The sequence below is a fragment of the Mycobacterium sp. pW045 genome, assembly GCF_041287085.1.
Lineage (GTDB): Bacteria > Actinomycetota > Actinomycetes > Mycobacteriales > Mycobacteriaceae > Mycobacterium > Mycobacterium algericum_A.
The window spans coordinates 77,349-93,609 of the sequence record NZ_JBGGKU010000013.1 but is presented as its reverse complement, the minus strand read 5'-3'; the positions used below and the strand labels follow the sequence as shown (position 1 = coordinate 93,609).

At 69.0% G+C, this 16,261-nt stretch carries 18 protein-coding genes; 9 read left to right on the top strand and 9 right to left on the bottom strand.

From position 1 onward, the window contains the following. Window positions 1–6: 6 nt before the first annotated feature. Entirely contained in the window at window positions 7–420 is a 414-nt protein-coding gene (locus ACAG20_RS19275; RefSeq protein ID WP_370493725.1) for a VOC family protein, read from the bottom strand. After that, window positions 362–1,216 (bottom strand): helix-turn-helix domain-containing protein, encoded by an 855-nt coding sequence (locus tag ACAG20_RS19270; RefSeq protein WP_370493752.1) that lies wholly within the window; start codon window positions 1,214–1,216, stop codon window positions 362–364. The genes ACAG20_RS19275 and ACAG20_RS19270 overlap by 59 nt, the downstream gene beginning before the upstream one ends. Window positions 1,217–1,407: 191 nt before the next feature. On the opposite strand from ACAG20_RS19270, the gene ACAG20_RS19265 reads away from it, so the two are divergent. After that, window positions 1,408–1,659 (top strand): DUF2631 domain-containing protein, encoded by a 252-nt coding sequence (locus ACAG20_RS19265; RefSeq protein ID WP_370493724.1) that lies wholly within the window; start codon window positions 1,408–1,410, stop codon window positions 1,657–1,659. On the opposite strand, the gene rlmN is transcribed toward ACAG20_RS19265, so the two are convergent. From rlmN to pyrH, 4 genes are read right to left on the bottom strand one after another with little or no spacing between them, the layout of a single operon-like run. Then, a complete protein-coding gene (rlmN, locus tag ACAG20_RS19260) occupies window positions 1,660–2,769 on the bottom strand; it encodes a 23S rRNA (adenine(2503)-C(2))-methyltransferase RlmN (RefSeq protein WP_112684563.1) in 1,110 nt (369 codons plus the stop codon). A 24-nt stretch (window positions 2,770–2,793) separates the two neighbouring features. After that, window positions 2,794–3,651 carry a phosphatidate cytidylyltransferase gene (locus ACAG20_RS19255; protein WP_112684562.1) on the bottom strand — a complete coding sequence of 286 codons (858 nt, stop codon included), beginning with the start codon at window positions 3,649–3,651 and terminating at the stop codon, window positions 2,794–2,796. Between the two features lie 21 nt (window positions 3,652–3,672). Next, the gene (gene frr, locus ACAG20_RS19250; RefSeq protein WP_112684561.1) at window positions 3,673–4,230 is read right to left on the bottom strand and encodes a ribosome recycling factor; all 558 of its coding nucleotides are present in this window, start codon (window positions 4,228–4,230) and stop codon (window positions 3,673–3,675) included. 50 nt (window positions 4,231–4,280) lie between these two features. Continuing rightward, on the bottom strand, window positions 4,281–5,030 hold the full coding sequence (gene pyrH / locus ACAG20_RS19245; protein WP_112684560.1) for a UMP kinase: 750 nt from the start codon (window positions 5,028–5,030) through the stop codon (window positions 4,281–4,283). Window positions 5,031–5,211: 181 nt separating this feature from the next. Between pyrH and ACAG20_RS19240 the strand changes: the two genes are divergently transcribed. The 8 genes from ACAG20_RS19240 to ACAG20_RS19205 are packed head-to-tail and all read left to right on the top strand — an operon-like array spanning window position 5,212 to window position 12,975. Next, a complete protein-coding gene (locus ACAG20_RS19240) occupies window positions 5,212–5,541 on the top strand; it encodes a helix-turn-helix transcriptional regulator (protein ID WP_112684559.1) in 330 nt (109 codons plus the stop codon). Continuing rightward, window positions 5,538–6,017 carry an NADH-quinone oxidoreductase subunit B family protein gene (locus ACAG20_RS19235; RefSeq protein WP_112684558.1) on the top strand — a complete coding sequence of 160 codons (480 nt, stop codon included), beginning with the start codon at window positions 5,538–5,540 and terminating at the stop codon, window positions 6,015–6,017. Before ACAG20_RS19240 ends, ACAG20_RS19235 begins: the two co-directional genes overlap by 4 nt. After that, a complete protein-coding gene (locus ACAG20_RS19230) occupies window positions 6,014–7,960 on the top strand; it encodes a proton-conducting transporter membrane subunit (protein WP_370493723.1) in 1,947 nt (648 codons plus the stop codon). The genes ACAG20_RS19235 and ACAG20_RS19230 overlap by 4 nt, the downstream gene beginning before the upstream one ends. A 5-nt stretch (window positions 7,961–7,965) precedes the next feature. Next, window positions 7,966–8,919 carry a respiratory chain complex I subunit 1 family protein gene (locus ACAG20_RS19225; RefSeq protein WP_370493751.1) on the top strand — a complete coding sequence of 318 codons (954 nt, stop codon included), beginning with the start codon at window positions 7,966–7,968 and terminating at the stop codon, window positions 8,917–8,919. Beyond that, window positions 8,916–9,572 carry a hypothetical protein gene (locus ACAG20_RS19220; RefSeq protein WP_370493722.1) on the top strand — a complete coding sequence of 219 codons (657 nt, stop codon included), beginning with the start codon at window positions 8,916–8,918 and terminating at the stop codon, window positions 9,570–9,572. The genes ACAG20_RS19225 and ACAG20_RS19220 overlap by 4 nt, the downstream gene beginning before the upstream one ends. After that, a complete protein-coding gene (locus ACAG20_RS19215) occupies window positions 9,572–11,038 on the top strand; it encodes a proton-conducting transporter membrane subunit (protein ID WP_112684555.1) in 1,467 nt (488 codons plus the stop codon). The genes ACAG20_RS19220 and ACAG20_RS19215 overlap by 1 nt, the downstream gene beginning before the upstream one ends. Further along, window positions 11,038–12,516 carry an NADH-quinone oxidoreductase subunit C gene (locus ACAG20_RS19210; RefSeq protein WP_370493721.1) on the top strand — a complete coding sequence of 493 codons (1,479 nt, stop codon included), beginning with the start codon at window positions 11,038–11,040 and terminating at the stop codon, window positions 12,514–12,516. The genes ACAG20_RS19215 and ACAG20_RS19210 overlap by 1 nt, the downstream gene beginning before the upstream one ends. A 39-nt stretch (window positions 12,517–12,555) precedes the next feature. Beyond that, the gene (locus ACAG20_RS19205; protein WP_370493720.1) at window positions 12,556–12,975 is read left to right on the top strand and encodes a MarR family winged helix-turn-helix transcriptional regulator; all 420 of its coding nucleotides are present in this window, start codon (window positions 12,556–12,558) and stop codon (window positions 12,973–12,975) included. Between the two features lie 47 nt (window positions 12,976–13,022). On the opposite strand, the gene ACAG20_RS19200 is transcribed toward ACAG20_RS19205, so the two are convergent. Genes ACAG20_RS19200 through rpsB form a run of 3 tightly spaced genes read right to left on the bottom strand, consistent with a single transcriptional unit; the run spans window position 13,023 to window position 16,135 of the window. Beyond that, entirely contained in the window at window positions 13,023–14,432 is a 1,410-nt protein-coding gene (locus ACAG20_RS19200; protein ID WP_370493719.1) for an amidase, read from the bottom strand. Window positions 14,433–14,464: 32 nt separating this feature from the next. Continuing rightward, on the bottom strand, window positions 14,465–15,280 hold the full coding sequence (tsf, locus tag ACAG20_RS19195; RefSeq protein WP_112684551.1) for a translation elongation factor Ts: 816 nt from the start codon (window positions 15,278–15,280) through the stop codon (window positions 14,465–14,467). Between the two features lie 15 nt (window positions 15,281–15,295). Continuing rightward, on the bottom strand, window positions 15,296–16,135 hold the full coding sequence (gene rpsB, locus ACAG20_RS19190) for a 30S ribosomal protein S2 (RefSeq protein WP_112684550.1): 840 nt from the start codon (window positions 16,133–16,135) through the stop codon (window positions 15,296–15,298). Window positions 16,136–16,261 lie beyond the last annotated feature (126 nt).

The window sequence follows — 16,261 nt, the reverse complement described above, 5'->3', positions numbered from 1 at the left end:
CCGAGATCAGTCGCGTGGTTCCCCGGTGTAGTCGCCGAAGCTCCACAGGTTGCCCTCCGGGTCGCGGACGACGAACTCGCGGGCGCCGTAGTCGGTGCCGGCCAGCGGACGCACCACATCGGCATTGCGGCTCACGACGCGCTGGTAGAGACCGTCGGGATCGGCGGTGACGACGTAGGCACCGGCCGTGCCGGGCTCGCGGCACCATTCGTTGCCGGGCTTGTGGCTGCCCAGCATGATGCCGCCGCAGCCTTCCGGCCAGATCAGTTCGGCGTGGGCGACGGTGTCGCCGTCCACGCCGTGGCGGGCTGTCTCGACGAAGCCGAAGGTGTCGACGTAATAGTCGATGAGTTTGATCGGGTCATGCGCTTGCAGGGTCACCCAGACGGTCGGATTGGAAGTGGTCTTGGAAGTGGTCATAGCACCACTGTGACCTGATGCCGTGGCCGCCGTCTTGAATGTTTTGGAACTCTTCGGCCAGCCAGACTCCCGGCGGGACACCGGCGAACCGGACGAAGTCGCGGGTCAGGTGCGCCTGATCGGCGTATCCGGCTGCGGCGGCGATGGCGGCCAGATCGACGCGGTGGTACCGGCGCGCAGCGTCGGCGATCAAGGCGGTCGCGTACTCGAACCGCATCAGCATGGCCACCGTTTTGGGTGTTCGGCCCACTTCGCGGCGAAAAAGCGTGATCAGGTGCCGCGTGCTCACCCCGACCTGCTCGGCGAGCGCGCCAACCGGCGCTGTACCGCGGCTGCGCTCCAGCTGGTGCCAGGCGTACGCCACTTCAGGGCGCACGGTGACGCCGTCACGGCGACGGTGCGCATCCAGCAGGTGATGCGCCACCAGCGCGAAGGCGTCGGGCCACCCGCGCGCTTCGGCGGCCCGTTCGTGAAGTTCGGCCGCTGCACGCCCCAGCACCGGTGCCGCATCGAAGTCGGTCACGCTGAGTTCAGCGGCGGGCACCCCGAACAGGGCGCGGGACGCCAGCGGGTGCACGGCCAACTGCACTCCGGCCTGCCCGCGACGCTGCCGTACCTGGCTGGCCTGCGTGTGCAGTCCGCCCAAGATGATCGGACTCGGTCTTGCGGCCGGCAACGCCTCGGCGGTGGCGGCTGCCTGCACCCCGTCGTCGAGGCTGACGATGAATACCAACGCCGACGACGGCATCCCCCGATGAACGGTGCCGGGGTCCTCCCGCACGCGGTAGCCCACCATCGACGTCACACCGGGCGCGCTGTGTGGCGGCGCCACGGCGAACTCTGAGAGCGGCTGGTCAGCCATGACGTCCACGGTAATGCCGGTAGCCGGCCCGTGACCGCGCATCGCCGGGGTCCGACGATCGAGATCGGCGGCTAAATCCCGGTATGCCAGAATGTTGCGCAGGTGACCGAACTGAAGGAGTCGAAGTGGCCAGTACCGAGGTGGAGCGCCGAAGTGTCGACACCGCCGAGGTGCCGTCGGCGGAGTGGGGTTGGAGCGCGATCAACTACCGCACCTGGCACATCTTCGGCCTGGTAATCGTCGGGTTCCTGCTGCTGATGCTGCACGGCAACCACATCGGTCACGTCGAGGACTACTTCCTGCTGGGGTTCGCGGCGCTGGCATTGTTCGTCGTGCTGCGCGACATCATCGGCCGTAAGCGCGGCTCGCTGCGCTAACTACTCGCTGTCCGCGGCCAGTTGCCCGCACGCGGCGGCGATCTCACGACCGCGGGTGTCCCGCACCGTGCATTCCACGCCCTGGGCCCGGACCCGGCGGACGAACTCCCGCTCCACCGGCTTCGGGCTGGCATCCCAGTCGCTGCCCGGCGTCGGGTTGAGCGGAATCACGTTGACGTGCACCAATTGTCCCAACGCCCGGTGCAGCTTGCGGCCCAGCAGATCGGCCCGCCACGGCTGGTCATTGACGTCGCGGATCAACGCGTACTCGATCGACACCCGGCGGCCGGTCACGTCGGCGTAGTAGCGCGCGGCATCGAGCGCCTCGTCGACCTTCCAGCGGTTGTTGACCGGGACCAGCGTGTCGCGTAGTTCGTCGTCGGGGGTGTGCAGCGATAGCGCCAGCGTCACTCCCAGCCCCTCATCGGCGAGCTTGCGGATCGCCGGCGCAAGTCCGACCGTCGACACCGTCACCGACCGCGCCGAGATGCCGAACCCGTTGGGTGGCGGCTCGGTGATCCGCCGCACGGCGGCCACCACCCGGGCGTAGTTGGCCAGCGGCTCCCCCATGCCCATGAACACGATGTTGGACAGCCGGTCCCCAGCAGATCGAACACTGCCTCGATCTCGTAATGTCACCGCCGCCGCACGCACCTGCTCGAGGATCTCGGCGGTGGACAGGTTGCGGGTGAGTCCGGCCTGGCCGGTCGCACAGAACGGGCAGGCCATACCGCAACCGGCCTGCGAGGAGATGCATACCGTGTTGCGCCGGGGGTAGCGCATCAGCACCGACTCGAACTTGGTGTGGTCGTGGGCCCGCCACAGCGTTTTGCGGGTCTCGCCGGCGTCGCATTCGATCTCGCCGGCGGCGGTCAGCAGGGCGGGGAACAGTGCCTCGGCCACCGAGGCGCGCACCGTGGCCGGCAGGTCGGTCATCTGCTGAGGATCGGCGACCAGCCTGCCGTAGTACTGGTGGGCCAGCTGGTTGGCCCGGAACGCGGGCAGCCCCAGTTCAGCAACGGCGGCGGCACGACCGGCGGCGTCGAGATCGGCCAAGTGCCGCGGCGGCAGGGCCCGTCGCGGTGCGCTGAACACCAACTGTTGCATCATGATCGGTACCAGTATGCCCGTGGCTCACGGCAAGACGGTCAACACGACCCAGGTCATCACGGCCGCCGGCAGCAGCGCGTCGAGCCGGTCCATGATCCCGCCGTGTCCGGGCAGCAGCCGACCCATGTCCTTGATGCCCAGGTCGCGTTTGACCTGCGACTCGATCAGGTCGCCGAAGACCCCGGTGAATACCAGCAGCAGCCCCAGCGGCAGGCCCACCCACCACGGCCGGTCGAGGAACATTGTCACCGCGAACACCGCCGCGGCGATACCGAGCACCAGCGATCCGGCAAAACCCTCCCAGGACTTCTTCGGGCTGATCGCCGGCGCCATCGGGCGCTTGCCGAACAGCACCCCGACGGCGTACCCGCCGATGTCGGAGAAGACCACCGGGAACAGCAGACACAGCACCCGGCCGGGGCCGTCGTCGCGAAAGACCAGCAGCGCCGCGAAGCTCATGCACAGCGGAACCCAGACCGCGATCAGCACCATCGCGGACATGTCCCGCAGGTAGTTGACCGGGGCGATGTGCAGCCCGCGGTGTACCAGCCGCCACATCATCGAGATGACCACGGTGGCGCCGAACGCGCCGAGCACCCCCCTGGCGCCGAACGGCAGCGACAGCCAGAGCATCGCCTGGCCGCCCAGGGCCAGTGGGATGAACGGGACGTCGTAGCCGACCTCCCGCAGCCTCCTGGTGATCTCGTGGGTCGCGACCGGGGTGGCCACCGCCAGGATCAGCACCCAGAACCGCGGGGCAAACAGCAACGTGTAGACCAGCATCCCGGCGAGGATCGCCCCCACCACGATCGCGGCGGGGAGATTGCGTCCCGCCCGCGACTGCCTCTTACCGGTGTCTGCACCGGTGTCGTTGTCTGCCACGGGGATTGGTTGCCGAAGTCGCTAGACCTCCAGCAACTCACCTTCTTTGTGTTTGACCAGCTCGTCGATCTGGCTCACATACTGCTGGGTGGAGCGGTCCAGGTCTTTCTCGGCACGGCCAACCTCGTCCTCACCGGCGTCACCGTCCTTGCGGATACGGTGCAGTTCCTCCATCGCCTTGCGACGAATGTTGCGCACCGCGACCTTGGCGTCCTCACCCTTGGACTTGGCCTGCTTGACCAGTTCCTTACGTCGCTCCTCGGTGAGCTGCGGCACCGCCACCCGAATCAGCGACCCGTCATTGCTGGGGTTCAGACCCAGATCCGAATTGCGGATCGCCGTCTCGATGGCGCCGAGCTGGGAGGCCTCGTAGGGCTTGATGACCACCAGCCGTGCCTCGGGCACGTTGATGCTGCACAGCTGGGTGATCGGGGTGGGCGACCCGTAGTAGTCGATGACGATCCGGGAGAACATGCCCGGGTTGGCCCGGCCGGTGCGAACGGTCGCCAGATCCTCGCGGGCCACCGCCACGGCCTTCTCCATTTTCTCTTCGGCATCGAAGAGAGCCTCGTCGATCATCTTTGCCGTTCCTCTCCCCCGCCAGGGGCGGGTGGTGCCCCACCGAACTCTCAGGTGGTGACCAGTGTTCCGATCTTCTCACCTGCGACCGCCCGCGCGATGTTTCCGTCCACCAGCAGGTTGAACACCAGGATCGGCATGCCATTGTCCATGCACAGGCTGAACGCGGTGGCGTCGGCCACCCGCAGCCCGCGGTCGATGACTTCGCGGTGAGTTATCGCGGTGAGCAGTTCGGCGTCGGGGTTGACCCGCGGGTCCTCGGTGAACACCCCGTCGACGGCCTTGGCCAGCAGCACCACCTCGGCACCGATCTCCAGCGCGCGCTGCGCGGCGGTGGTGTCGGTGGAGAAATACGGCAGCCCCATACCGGCGCCGAAGATCACCACCCGGCCCTTCTCCAGGTGCCGCTGGGCGCGCAGTGGGATATACGGCTCGGCGACCTGACCCATGGTGATCGCGGTCTGCACTCGGGTGTCGATACCTTCCTTTTCCAGGAAGTCTTGTAGCGCAAGGCTGTTCATCACGGTGCCGAGCATGCCCATGTAGTCCGAACGCATCCGCTCCATGCCGCGCTGCTGCAGCTGCGCACCGCGGAAGAAGTTGCCACCGCCGATCACGACCGCGACCTGCACACCGTCACGGACCACTTCGGCGATCTGGCGGGCGACCTGAGCGACGACGTCGGGGTCGAGCCCGACCTGCCCGCCGCCGAACATCTCTCCGCCGAGTTTGAGTAACACCCGGGAGTAATGGGGGCGGCCGGTCGGTGAGACGCGATCGGTACTCGTCGGCTCCGTCATCAGGCTCCTCGGGGGCTGGCGCGCATGACAGCGCCATCGCGGAGATACGTCCGCGACGGCAGTTGCCATCCTGCCCTACCGGGCCGGTCAGACGGTGCCCGGGGGTGCGGACGCAGACAATCGAACATCACAACAGGTGAAAATATTTTCAATTGATGATTTCGCTGCTAGGGTCGGGGCCGTGCCGAACTCGTTGCACCAACTGAAGGCCGAGTTCTTCAAGACGCTCGGTCACCCGGCGCGGATCCGGATACTGGAACTGTTGGCCGAACGCGACCGAAGCGTCGGCGAACTGCTGCCCGGGATCGGGCTGGAGGCGTCGAACCTCTCCCAGCAGCTGGGGGTGCTTCGGCGCGCCGGAGTCGTGACGGCGACCAAGGAGGGCAACACGGTGGTCTACTCGATCGCCTCACCGGTGATCACTGAACTGCTCGCGGTGGCCCGCAAGGCATTGACCGGGCTGCTCAGCGATCAGGTCGCGATCCTCGACGATCTACGAGCCCGTCGATGAGCTGGCTCAGCAGGATCCTTGCGCTCGGCCGCATCGCCGAACCGGCCGGCGACCGCCCGCCGCCGGCCTCCGATCGACCCAGCGGGCTGGCCGGCTCGGTGCAGGTCCGCCATGTCGACGCCGGATCCTGCAACGGTTGCGAGGTCGAGATCGCCAGCGCGTTCGGTCCGGTGTACGACGCCGAACGGTTCGGCGCGCGGCTCGTCGCCTCACCTCGGCACGCCGATGCCCTGCTGGTCACCGGGGTGGTCACCCGCAACATGGCCGAGCCGCTGCGCAATACCGTCGAGGCCACCCCGCAGCCTCGCCGGGTCATCGCTTGCGGCGACTGCGCGCTCAATCGCGGCGTCTTCGCGCAGGCCTACGGAACAGTGGGCGCGGTGGGCGACGTCGTGCCGGTCGACATCGCAATCCCCGGCTGCCCGCCCACCCCCGACCAGATCGTCACCGCGCTACGGTCGGTGACCGAACGGTGAGCACCGCTGCTCCGCAGTTGTCGCCCCGCGCTGCCTTCGGGCCGCTGATCAGCGGTGCGGCGACGGCCGGTCTGGGCGCCGCGGGACTCGGCGCCGGAGTGGCCGGGCTGTTCGGCGCCCTGCCCGCGGTTCGGATCGGCTGGCTGCTGCCGCTGCTGGGCGTACAGCTGCGGGTCGAGCCGCTCGGCGGCTTCTTCATGGTGCTGACCGGCGCGGTGGCGGTGGCTGCCGGCCTGTATTGGATCGGCTACAGCCGACACGAGGGCTTCGGCGCCGTCCCGCTGACGGCGCTGCCGGTGTTCGTCGTGACGCTGCTGGCCGTTCCGGCGGCGGGGTCGGTAACGACCTTCCTGTTCGCCTGGGAGCTGATGGCGCTGACCTCCCTGGTGCTGGTGCTCACCGATCAGCGACGCAGCGAAGTGCGTTCGGCCGCCCTGATCTACGCGGTGATGACGCAGCTGGGCTTCCTGACGCTGTTGCTGGGGATGGTGATACTGGCCGCGACCGCCGATGACGACTTCGCCCGGATCGGCGCGGTACCCGACGGCGTGCGCAACACGGTCTTCGTGTTGACCCTCATCGGTTTCGGATCCAAAGCCGGTCTGCTGCCGTTACACGCGTGGCTGCCCCGGGCCCATCCCGAAGCACCGAGTCCGGTGTCGGCACTGCTCAGTGCCGCCATGGTCAATCTCGGCGTCTACGGCATCATCCGCATCGACATGCAACTGTTGGGCCCCGGCCCACGATGGTGGGCGCTGACGCTGTTGGCCGTCGGCGGCGTGTCCGCGGTGTACGGGGTGTTGCAGGCCTCGGTCGCGACCGATCTCAAACGGCTGCTTGCCTATTCGACGACGGAGCACATCGGCCTGATCACCCTGGGGCTGGGCGCCGCGACGTTGTTGGCGGGCGCCGGATCGCAGCCGGCCGCCGCGGTGGCCCTCACCGCGGCGCTGCTGCACCTGATCGCCCACAGCGCGTTCAAGAGCCTCGGGTTCTTCGCCGCCGGATCGGTGCTGGCCGCGACCGGCCTGCGCGATCTGGATCGGCTCGGCGGCCTGGTTCGCAGAATGCCGCTCACCACAGCGCTGTTCGGGGTGGCCGCGCTCGGCGCCGCCGGGTTGCCGCTGGGGGCGGGCTTCGTCAGTGAGTGGCTGCTGATCCAGTCGCTGATCAACGCCCGTCCCGGGGACGACGTCACGATCGCGCTGGTGACACCTTTGGCGGTGGGCGCGGTGGCGTTGACGGCTGGGCTGGGGGTGGCCGCGATGGTCAAGGCGTTCGGGGTCGGCTTCCTGGCCCGCCCGCGCTCGGATGCCGCTGCGGCGGCACGGGAATCGCCCGACACGATGATCGCCGCGATGGCGTTGCCCGCTGCGGCGTGCGTGGTGCTGGCCGTCGCCCCCGGCGCAGTGGCCCCGATGCTCAACCGCGTGATCGCCACCGTGCCGGTCTTCGGGGACTCCCCGACGCTCGGGGCCTTCGTGCGCCTGCCCGGCCTGGATGCGTCCATGGCCCCGGGGCTGCTGGCCGTCGCGCTGGCCGCCGCCGTCCTGCTGGTGCTGATCGGCTCCCGGTGGCGTTCGCGGCGGCGGCCCGCGCCGGCCACGGTGCCGCTGTGGGCCTGCGGCGCCGACGAGCTGACCCCGCGCATGCAGTACACCGCGACGTCGTTCGCCCAACCGCTGCAGCAGGTGTTCGACGACGTGCTGCGGTTCGACACCGGTGTCGAGGTGAGCGGGCAGGCGCCGTCGACCTATGTGGTCGACCGGATCGCTTACCGGGCCCGCATCGCCGACGTCATCGAAGACCGGTGGTACACACCGGTGACGCGGGCTGTCGGCGCGGCCGCACAGCTGGTGCGGCGCGCCCACACCGGCAGCGTGCACCTGTATCTGGCCTACGGCGCCATCGGCGTGCTGATCGCCCTGCTGGTGGCGCGATGAACACCATGACCTATCTGGCCGGTTTCCTCCAGGTCGCCGGTGTCATCGCCGGGGCTCCGCTGGTGATCGGCCTGATGCGCCAGGTCCGGGCGCGCGCGGAAGGCCGCACCGGCGCGGGGATCCGGCAGCCGTGGCGGGATATGCGCAAGCTGCTGGGTAAGCAGCTGCTCAATCCGCGGGGAACCACCTGGGCGTTCGCCGCCGCCCCGGCTGCGCTGGCCGCCACCACGCTGGTCATCGTGGCCGCCGCACCCCTGGTGGCGACGGATTCGCCGCTGGACCCGGTCGCCGACCTGATCACCGTTGTCGGCCTGTTGTTCCTCGGTACCGTGGCGCTCGCGCTCGCCGGCATCGACACCGCGACGGCGTTCGGCGGTATGGGCGCCAGCCGGGAAATGACCATCGCCGCGCTGGTCGAACCGACCATCCTGGTGGCGGTGTTCGCGCTGTCGATTCCGGCGGGGTCGGCCAATCTGAGCGCCATCGTCGGTAACACCGTCGAGCACCCGGGTCACGTGGTCTCGTTGGCCAGCGCGCTGGCATTCGTCGCGCTGGTGATCGTCATCGTGGCCGAGACCGGCCGGCTGCCGGTGGACAACCCGGCCACCCATCTGGAGCTGACGATGGTGCACGAGGCCATGGTCCTGGAGTACGCCGGACCCAAGTTGGCGCTGGTCGAGTGGGCGAGCGGGATGCGGCTGACGGTGCTGCTGGCACTGTTGGCGAACCTGTTCTTCCCCTGGGGTATCGCCGGGGCGCACCCGAGCCTGCTCGACGTGGCGGTGGGCGCCGGCGCGATCGTGATCAAGGTGGCGCTACTCGCGACCGCCCTGGCCGCCGTGGAGGTGTTCATCGCCAGGTTGCGGCTGTTCCGGGTGCCCGAACTGCTGGCCGGGTCGTTTCTGCTGGCGTTGCTTGCGGTGACCGCGGCGAACTTCTTCAGCGGAGCCGGCGGATGACCTACAACAACATGCTGGACCTGGCCGCCGGCGGGGTGCTGTTGGCCGCGGTGCTGGCGGTCTGGCGCCGGGACCTGTCGGTGACCGTGCAGCGGTTGCTGGTCGCCCAGGGCGCCGCGCTGGCCGCCATCCCGCTGATTCGCGGGGTGCACGACCATGACCGGGCGCTGATCGCGGTGGCGATCGCGGTGTTGGCGATGCGCGCCGTCGCGCTGCCGTGGCTGCTGGCCCGCGCGCTCGGGGCCGAACGACGGGAACGCCGCGAGGCCACTCCCCTGGTCGGCACCGCCGCGTCACTGCTGGTGGTCACCGTCCTGGTGGCAGTCGCGTTCATGATCGCCCAGCCCGTCATCGACCTGCAGCGCAATTCGGCGACCACCGCCGCCGCGGCGGCCATCGCCACCGTGCTGATCGCGCTGTTCATGATGGCGACTCGCCGCCATGCCATCTCCCAGGCGGTCGGACTGCTGATGCTGGACAACGGGATCGCCGCCACCGCCTTCCTGCTGACGGCCGGTGTCCCGCTGATCGTCGAACTCGGCGCGTCACTGGACGTGTTGTTCGTGCTGATCGTGCTCGGCGTGCTGACCGGACGGCTGCGCAGCACCTTCGGCGGGGTGGATCTGGACCTGTTACGGGAGCTGCGCGACTGATGACACCGCTGATGCTGCTTCCGCTGCTGGCTCCCGTCGTGGCGTCACTGTTCTCGCTCGCCGTGGGTTGGCGCCGGCTCAGCGCTGTAGCGACCCTGGCGTCGGCACTGACAATTCTGGGATGTGGTGTGGCGCTGGGGTTCCGGGTGGGCGATCGGGCCCACCTGGCGCTCAACGGCCTGCTGCGCGCCGACGCGCTGTCGGCGACCATGCTGATCGTGATCGGCGTCGTCGGCAGCCTGGCCACCTGGGCGAGCATCGGCTACGTCGACGCCGAGTTGGCCCGCGGGGTGACCGATCGGCGTGGGGCACGCATGTACGGCGTCCTCACCCCGGCGTTTCTCGCGGCAATGGTTCTGGCGGTGTCGGCCAACAACATCGGCGTGGTGTGGGTCGCCGTGGAGGCCACCACGGTGGTGACCGCGTTTCTGGTCGGGCATCATCGCAGCCGTGCCGCGCTCGAGGCCACCTGGAAATACGTCATGGTGTGTTCGGTGGGGATCACCATCGCGTTCCTGGGCACCGTGTTACTGCACTTCGCCGCCCGCCACGCCGGCGCCGGCGGCGACGACGCGCTGCACCTCGATGTGCTGGCGGCCCACGCGGCGGCACTGGACCCGGCGGTGACCCGGCTGGCCGGTGCGCTGCTGCTGATCGGCTACGGGGCCAAGATGGGCCTGGCACCGTTTCACACCTGGCTGGCCGACGCCCACAGCCAGGCCCCGGCACCGGTCTCGGCGTTGATGAGCGGGGTGCTGCTGTCGGTCGCGTTCTCGGTGCTGATCCGCCTCAAGCCGATCATCGACGCCGCGACCGGCCCCGCTTTCCTGCGGGCCGCGCTGCTGGCCACCGGCCTGGCGACGTTGCTCATCGCCGCACTGCTGCTGACCGTCACCACCGATCTCAAACGGCTGCTCGCCTATTCGTCGATGGAGACGATGGGCCTGATGGCGGTAGCCGCAGCCGCGGGCACCCGGCTGGCGGTCGCGGCGCTGTTGTTGCACGTGCTGGCGCACGGTGTCGGCAAGACGGTGCTGTTCTTGGCCGGCGGTCAGTTGCAGGCCGCCCACGGCACCACCGCGATCGGCGAGATCACCGGGGTACTCGGCAGGTCACGGCTGGTCGGCGGCGCATTCGCGGTGGGGATGTTGGTGCTGCTCGGCCTGCCCCCGTTCGCGATGTTCGCCAGCGAGCTGGCGATCGCGACCGCACTGGCCGACGCCCGGCTGGCGTGGGCGTTGGGGCTGGCGCTGGTGGCGCTGCTGGTGGCCTTCGCCGCGCTGATGGCCAAGTCCGGCCGCATCCTGCTGGGCACGCCCAGTGCCGACGGCCCGACGATCCTGGTGCCGGCCACCGTCGCTGCCGCACTGGTGACAGGCGTGCTGGTCTCCCTTGCGCTGGGCGTGACAGCCGGTCCGCTGACCGGATTGTTCACCGCCGCGGCAACCCAACTGGGGGCGCTGTGATGGCTCCGATCAAGCACTGCCAACCGGTCTCCGCTGCCGAGCTGCCCGATGCGGCCGCGGCCCTGCTGGCCGACGGTTTCCGGCTCGCGCTGGTGGCCGCCCACGACGACGACGACAGCTTGCGGGTGGTGTATCTGTTCCTGGCGGGCCGACCCGACCGTCGTACCGAGCTGACCCTGACCATTCCGGCGCAGCGGCCGTCGATTCCCTCGCTGGCCCGGTTGTCGTTTCAGGCCGGCCGCTTCGAACGCGAGATGCAGGACCTGTACGGGATCACCCCGCTCGGCCATCCGCAACCCCGCCGGCTGGTCCGGCACGCGCACTGGCCACAGGATTGGCACCCGATGCGTAACGACGCCGGGCCGGCGCCGGACTTCGTTGCGGCGGGCGGTTTTCCGTTCCTCAACGTCGAAGGGGCCGGTGTCTATGAGATTCCGGTCGGCCCGGTGCACGCCGGCCTGATCGAACCGGGCCATTTCCGGTTCTCGGTGGTCGGCGAATCGGTGTTGCGCCTCAAAGCGAGGCTGTGGTTCGTGCACCGCGGAATCGAGCGACTTTTTGCCGGCCGGTCCGCGCTCGGCGCGGTCGAGCTGGCCGAGCGGATCAGCGGTGACACCTCCGCCGGTCACGCGCTGGCGCACAGCCTCGCCGTCGAGGAGGCCCTCGGCGTCGAACTGCCCGATCCGGCACACCGGCTGCGCGCCTTGCTCGTCGAGCTTGAGCGGCTTTACAACCATGTCGCCGACCTGGGCGCCCTGGCCAACGACGTCGGTTTCGGGCTGGCCAACGCTCACGCCCAACGCGCCCGTGAACAGCTGCTGCGCATCAACGCGCAAACGACCGGAGATCGGCTGCTGCGTAAGGCGATCCGGCCGGGAGGCGTGGTGCTGCAAGCACTGCCTGATCCGGATCGACTGCAGGCGCTCGCCGACGACGTCGCTGAGATCGCCGAGCTGACGCTCGGCCACTCGGTGATCTACGACCGGTTCGCCGGTACCTCGGTGTTGAGCCGCGCAGATGCGGAGGCGCTCGGAACGCTGGGGTATGTGGCGCGGGCCAGCGGGCTGGTCACCGATGCCCGCCTCGACCATCCGATCACCGATCTGCCGGTGACGGAGGTGACGGCGACAGCCGGCGATGTGCTGGCGCGTTACACCGTCCGCCGCGACGAATTCGCCGCCTCGGTGGCGTTGTGCCGCACTCTGATCGACGGTCACCACGGGCCGATCGATGTTCGGGCGGAGGTCCCCGGGCCGGCTGGGGCCGGCTACGGGGTCGGGATCGTCGAGGGGTGGCGCGGCAGCATCGTGCACCGGGTGGAGACCGGCGCCGACGGAGCCATCACCCGCGCCAAGATCGTCGACCCGTCCTGGTTCAACTGGCCCGCGCTGCCGCTCACCATGACCGACACCATCGTCCCGGACTTCCCGCTGACGAATAAAAGCTTCAACCTGTCTTACGCGGGAAACGACTTATAGCGGCTCGGCGCAGACCCGATATATGTCAATATGTTTGATATGGGTGACGTGAACGAGGCTCCGCTGGGTTATCTGCTCTACCGGGTCAGCTCGGCGCTGCGCCCACAGGTGTCCGCGGTGCTCGGACCGTTGGGGCTGACTCTGCCCGAATTCGTCTGCATGCGAGTGCTTTCCGTGCGCCCGGGACTCTCCAGCGCCGAATTGGCTCGTCACACCAGCGTCACACCGCAAGCCATGAACACCGTGCTGCACCGGCTGCAGAACCGGGGCGCGGTGAGCCGGCCGCAATCGGTGCCGTCTGGGCGGGCGCTGCCCGCGACACTGACTGCCGCCGGCCGGGAGTTGCTGACCCGAGCCGAGGACGCGGTGCGGGTCGCCGACGGCCGGGTGCTGGCCGCGCTGAGTCCGGGCGAACAACAGCGGTTCAGGCAGATGCTGGAGCGCATCGGCGACCAGTGACGCCAGGTTGATGGCGGCGGCCCGCTTCGCCGCGCTCGCGATCGCCGCTAGCCCCGGCCGGTGATGGTGGGCCAGGGCTTCGCCGCCTCCAGTTCGTAGGCCAATTCCAGCAACCGGGCGTCCTGGCCGAGGTGGGCGCTGAACATCATGCCCACCGGCAGTCCGGCCGCGGATTGGGCCAGCGGCAACGAGATTGCCGGATCACCGGTGACGTTCTGCAGTGGGGTGAAAGCCACCCAGTCCATCAGCCGGTCGATGACCTGCTCGTAGCCGGCGGTGGGATCCAGGTGGCCGACGCGCGGCGTCTCGTGGGCCAGTGTCGGGGTGAGCGCGACGTCATAGTCGCGGAACATCCGGGCGGTGTGCCGGCGCACGCTCGCCAACCGGGCGATCGCCAACGGCAGCTTGTGCAGGCGCCGGGTGGCGTGGCGATCCAGCCCCAGCGTCAGGCTGTCCAGCCGGCTGCGATCGAAGCTCGGCCCGAACATCCGCCGCCCGCCGCGCACCAGCGCCGTCGCCAAGAACGCCCAGTAGAGCAGGAAGTCGTCGGCGAAGTACGCCGGCACCGGCGGCCGGTCGAGGTAGTCGACGTGATGGCCGAGTTCCTCAAGCAATGCGGCGGTTTTCAGGGTCAACTCACGCATCTCGGTGGAGGTCTCTCGCGCGATCGACTGAGTGATGACCGCGATCCTGAGCCGCTCGGCGACCGGCGCCTTGACGTCACCGACCGGTGGGAGCTTGCTGTTGCGCCAGATCCGTTCGGCTTCGGCGTAGAAGGCCGCCGTATCACGCACCGAGCGGGTGACCACCCCGTTGTAGACGATGCGCAGCGGCATGGCGCGCATATCCCGGTCCAGCGGCAACCGGCCCCGCGATGGTTTGAGGCCGATCAGCCCGTTGCACGCTGCCGGGATCCGGATGGAGCCGCCGCCGTCGTTGGCGTGGGCGATCGGCACGACCCCGGCGGCGACGAATGCCGCCGACCCCGACGACGACGCCGCTGCGGTGTGATCGGTGTTCCACGGGTTGCGTACCGCACCCAGCCGCGGATGCTCGGCGGCCGCGCTGAACCCGAACTCGGACAGCTGGGTCTTACCCAGCGGAATGAGGCCGGTGGCCAGGTACAGCCGGGCGAAATCGCCGTCGGCGGTGGCGGCCCGCGGCTGCCATGCGTCGGTGCCCTGCATCGTCGGCATCCCGGCGACGTCGACGTTGTCCTTGACGAACGTCGGGACACCCGCGAAGTAGCCGCTGGCGCCGACGCGCGCCGTCTCGCGAGCCCGGTCGAACGCCTGGTAGGCCAGCCCGTTCAGCTGTGGGTTGACCGCCTCGGTCCGCGCGATCGCGGCGTCGACGAGCTCGGCGGGCGACACGTCGCCCGATCGGATCCGCTCAACCAGACCGACCGCGTCACAGTCGCCGAGCGCGTCGTCACCGAAAGCATGGACGTGTTGCATGCACAGACGCTAGCAAGAGCGCCGCAACCGCCCTAGGCTTGGCCGACCTCGAACCGCGCGAACCGGGTCACGGTCACGCCCGCCTCGTCGAGCAGCGCCTTCACGGTCTTCTTCGAATCCGACACCGACGCCTGCTCCAACAGCACGACGTCCTTGAAGAAACCGGTGACCCGGCCCTCGACGATCTTGGGCAGGGCGGCCTCCGGCTTGCCCTCCTCCTTGGCGGTCTCCTCGGCGATGCGCCGCTCGTTGGCCACCAGGTCGGCCGGCACGTCGTCGCGGGTCAGGTACTTGGCCTTGAGCGCTGCGATCTGCAGCGCCACCGCGTGGGCCGCCTCGGTGTTGTCGCCGCTGTACTCGACCAGGACACCTACGGCCGGCGGCAGGTCGGAGGCCCGCTTGTGCAGGTAGGTCTCCACGGCGCCATCGAAGTAGGCGACCCGGCGAAGCTCCAGCTTCTCGCCGATCTTGGCCGACAGCGCCTCGACGGCCTCCCCGACGGTGCGGTCCCCGATCTTGGCGGCCTTGAGCTCCTCGACGTCGGAGGTCTTGGCCGCCGCGGCGGCGCTGACGACCTCGTCGGCGAGCGCCTTGAACTCGTCGTTCTTGGCGACGAAGTCCGTCTCGGAGTTCAGCTCGATCAGCGCGCCGCCCTTGGCGGCGACCAGCCCTTCGGCGGTGGCGCGCTCGGCGCGCTTGCCGACGTCCTTGGCGCCCTTGATCCGCAGCAGTTCGACGGACTTGTCGAAGTCGCCGTCACTCTCGGCCAGCGCGTTCTTGCAGTCCATCATGCCTGCGCCGGTGAGTTCCCGAAGCCGCTTGACGTCGGCAGCGGTGTAGTTCGCCACTGTTGTGTGCCTTTCCTACGATGCGTCGGTGGTGGTGGTGCCGGTAGCGGCGGGCGCCTCGGGGGCCGCGGTGGTGGCTGTCGTCGTCGCCGAAGCCAGCAACTCCTGCTCCCACTCGGCCAGCGGCTCGACCGCTTCGGGCGCCTTGCCCTCGCCGTTGCCCTGACCGGCGCGGGCCTGCAGGCCCTCGGCAACCGCGGAGGCGATCACCTTGGTCAGCAGCGCCGCCGAGCGGATCGCGTCGTCATTGCCCGGGATCGGGTAGTCGACCAGGTCGGGGTCGCAGTTGGTGTCCAGGATCGCGATGACCGGGATGCCCAGCTTGCGGGCCTCGCCGACGGCGATGTGCTCCTTGTTGGTGTCGACGACCCAGATGGCCGACGGCACCTTGGCCATGTCGCGGATACCGCCGAGGCTGCGCTCCAGCTTGTTCTTCTCGCGGGTCAGCATCAAGATTTCCTTTTTGGTGCGTCCCTCGAAGCCGCCGGTCTGCTCCATGGCCTCGAGTTCCTTGAGGCGCTGCAGGCGCTTGTGCACGGTGGAGAAGTTGGTCAGCATGCCGCCCAGCCAGCGCTGGTTGACATACGGCATTCCGACCCGGGTGGCCTCGGCCGCGATCGACTCCTGCGCCTGCTTCTTGGTGCCGACGAACATGATCGACCCGCCGTGCGCGACGGTCTCCTTGACGAACTCGTACGCCTTGTCGATGAAGGTCAGCGTCTGCTGCAGGTCGATGATGTAGATGCCGTTGCGGTCGGTGAAGATGAACCGCTTCATCTTGGGATTCCAGCGACGGGTCTGATGCCCGAAGTGGGTGCCGCTGTCAAGCAGCTGCTTCATGGTTACAACAGCCATGGTTGGCCATATCCTTTTTTGTCGGTTGCCGCCCGGCGTCGGGTGAGGCCGGGCCCTGGTGCCTGCTGAGATGCCGAACCCCTCTCGGGGACCGTCGACATCCGGTTGTGACGCAGACACGCGAAG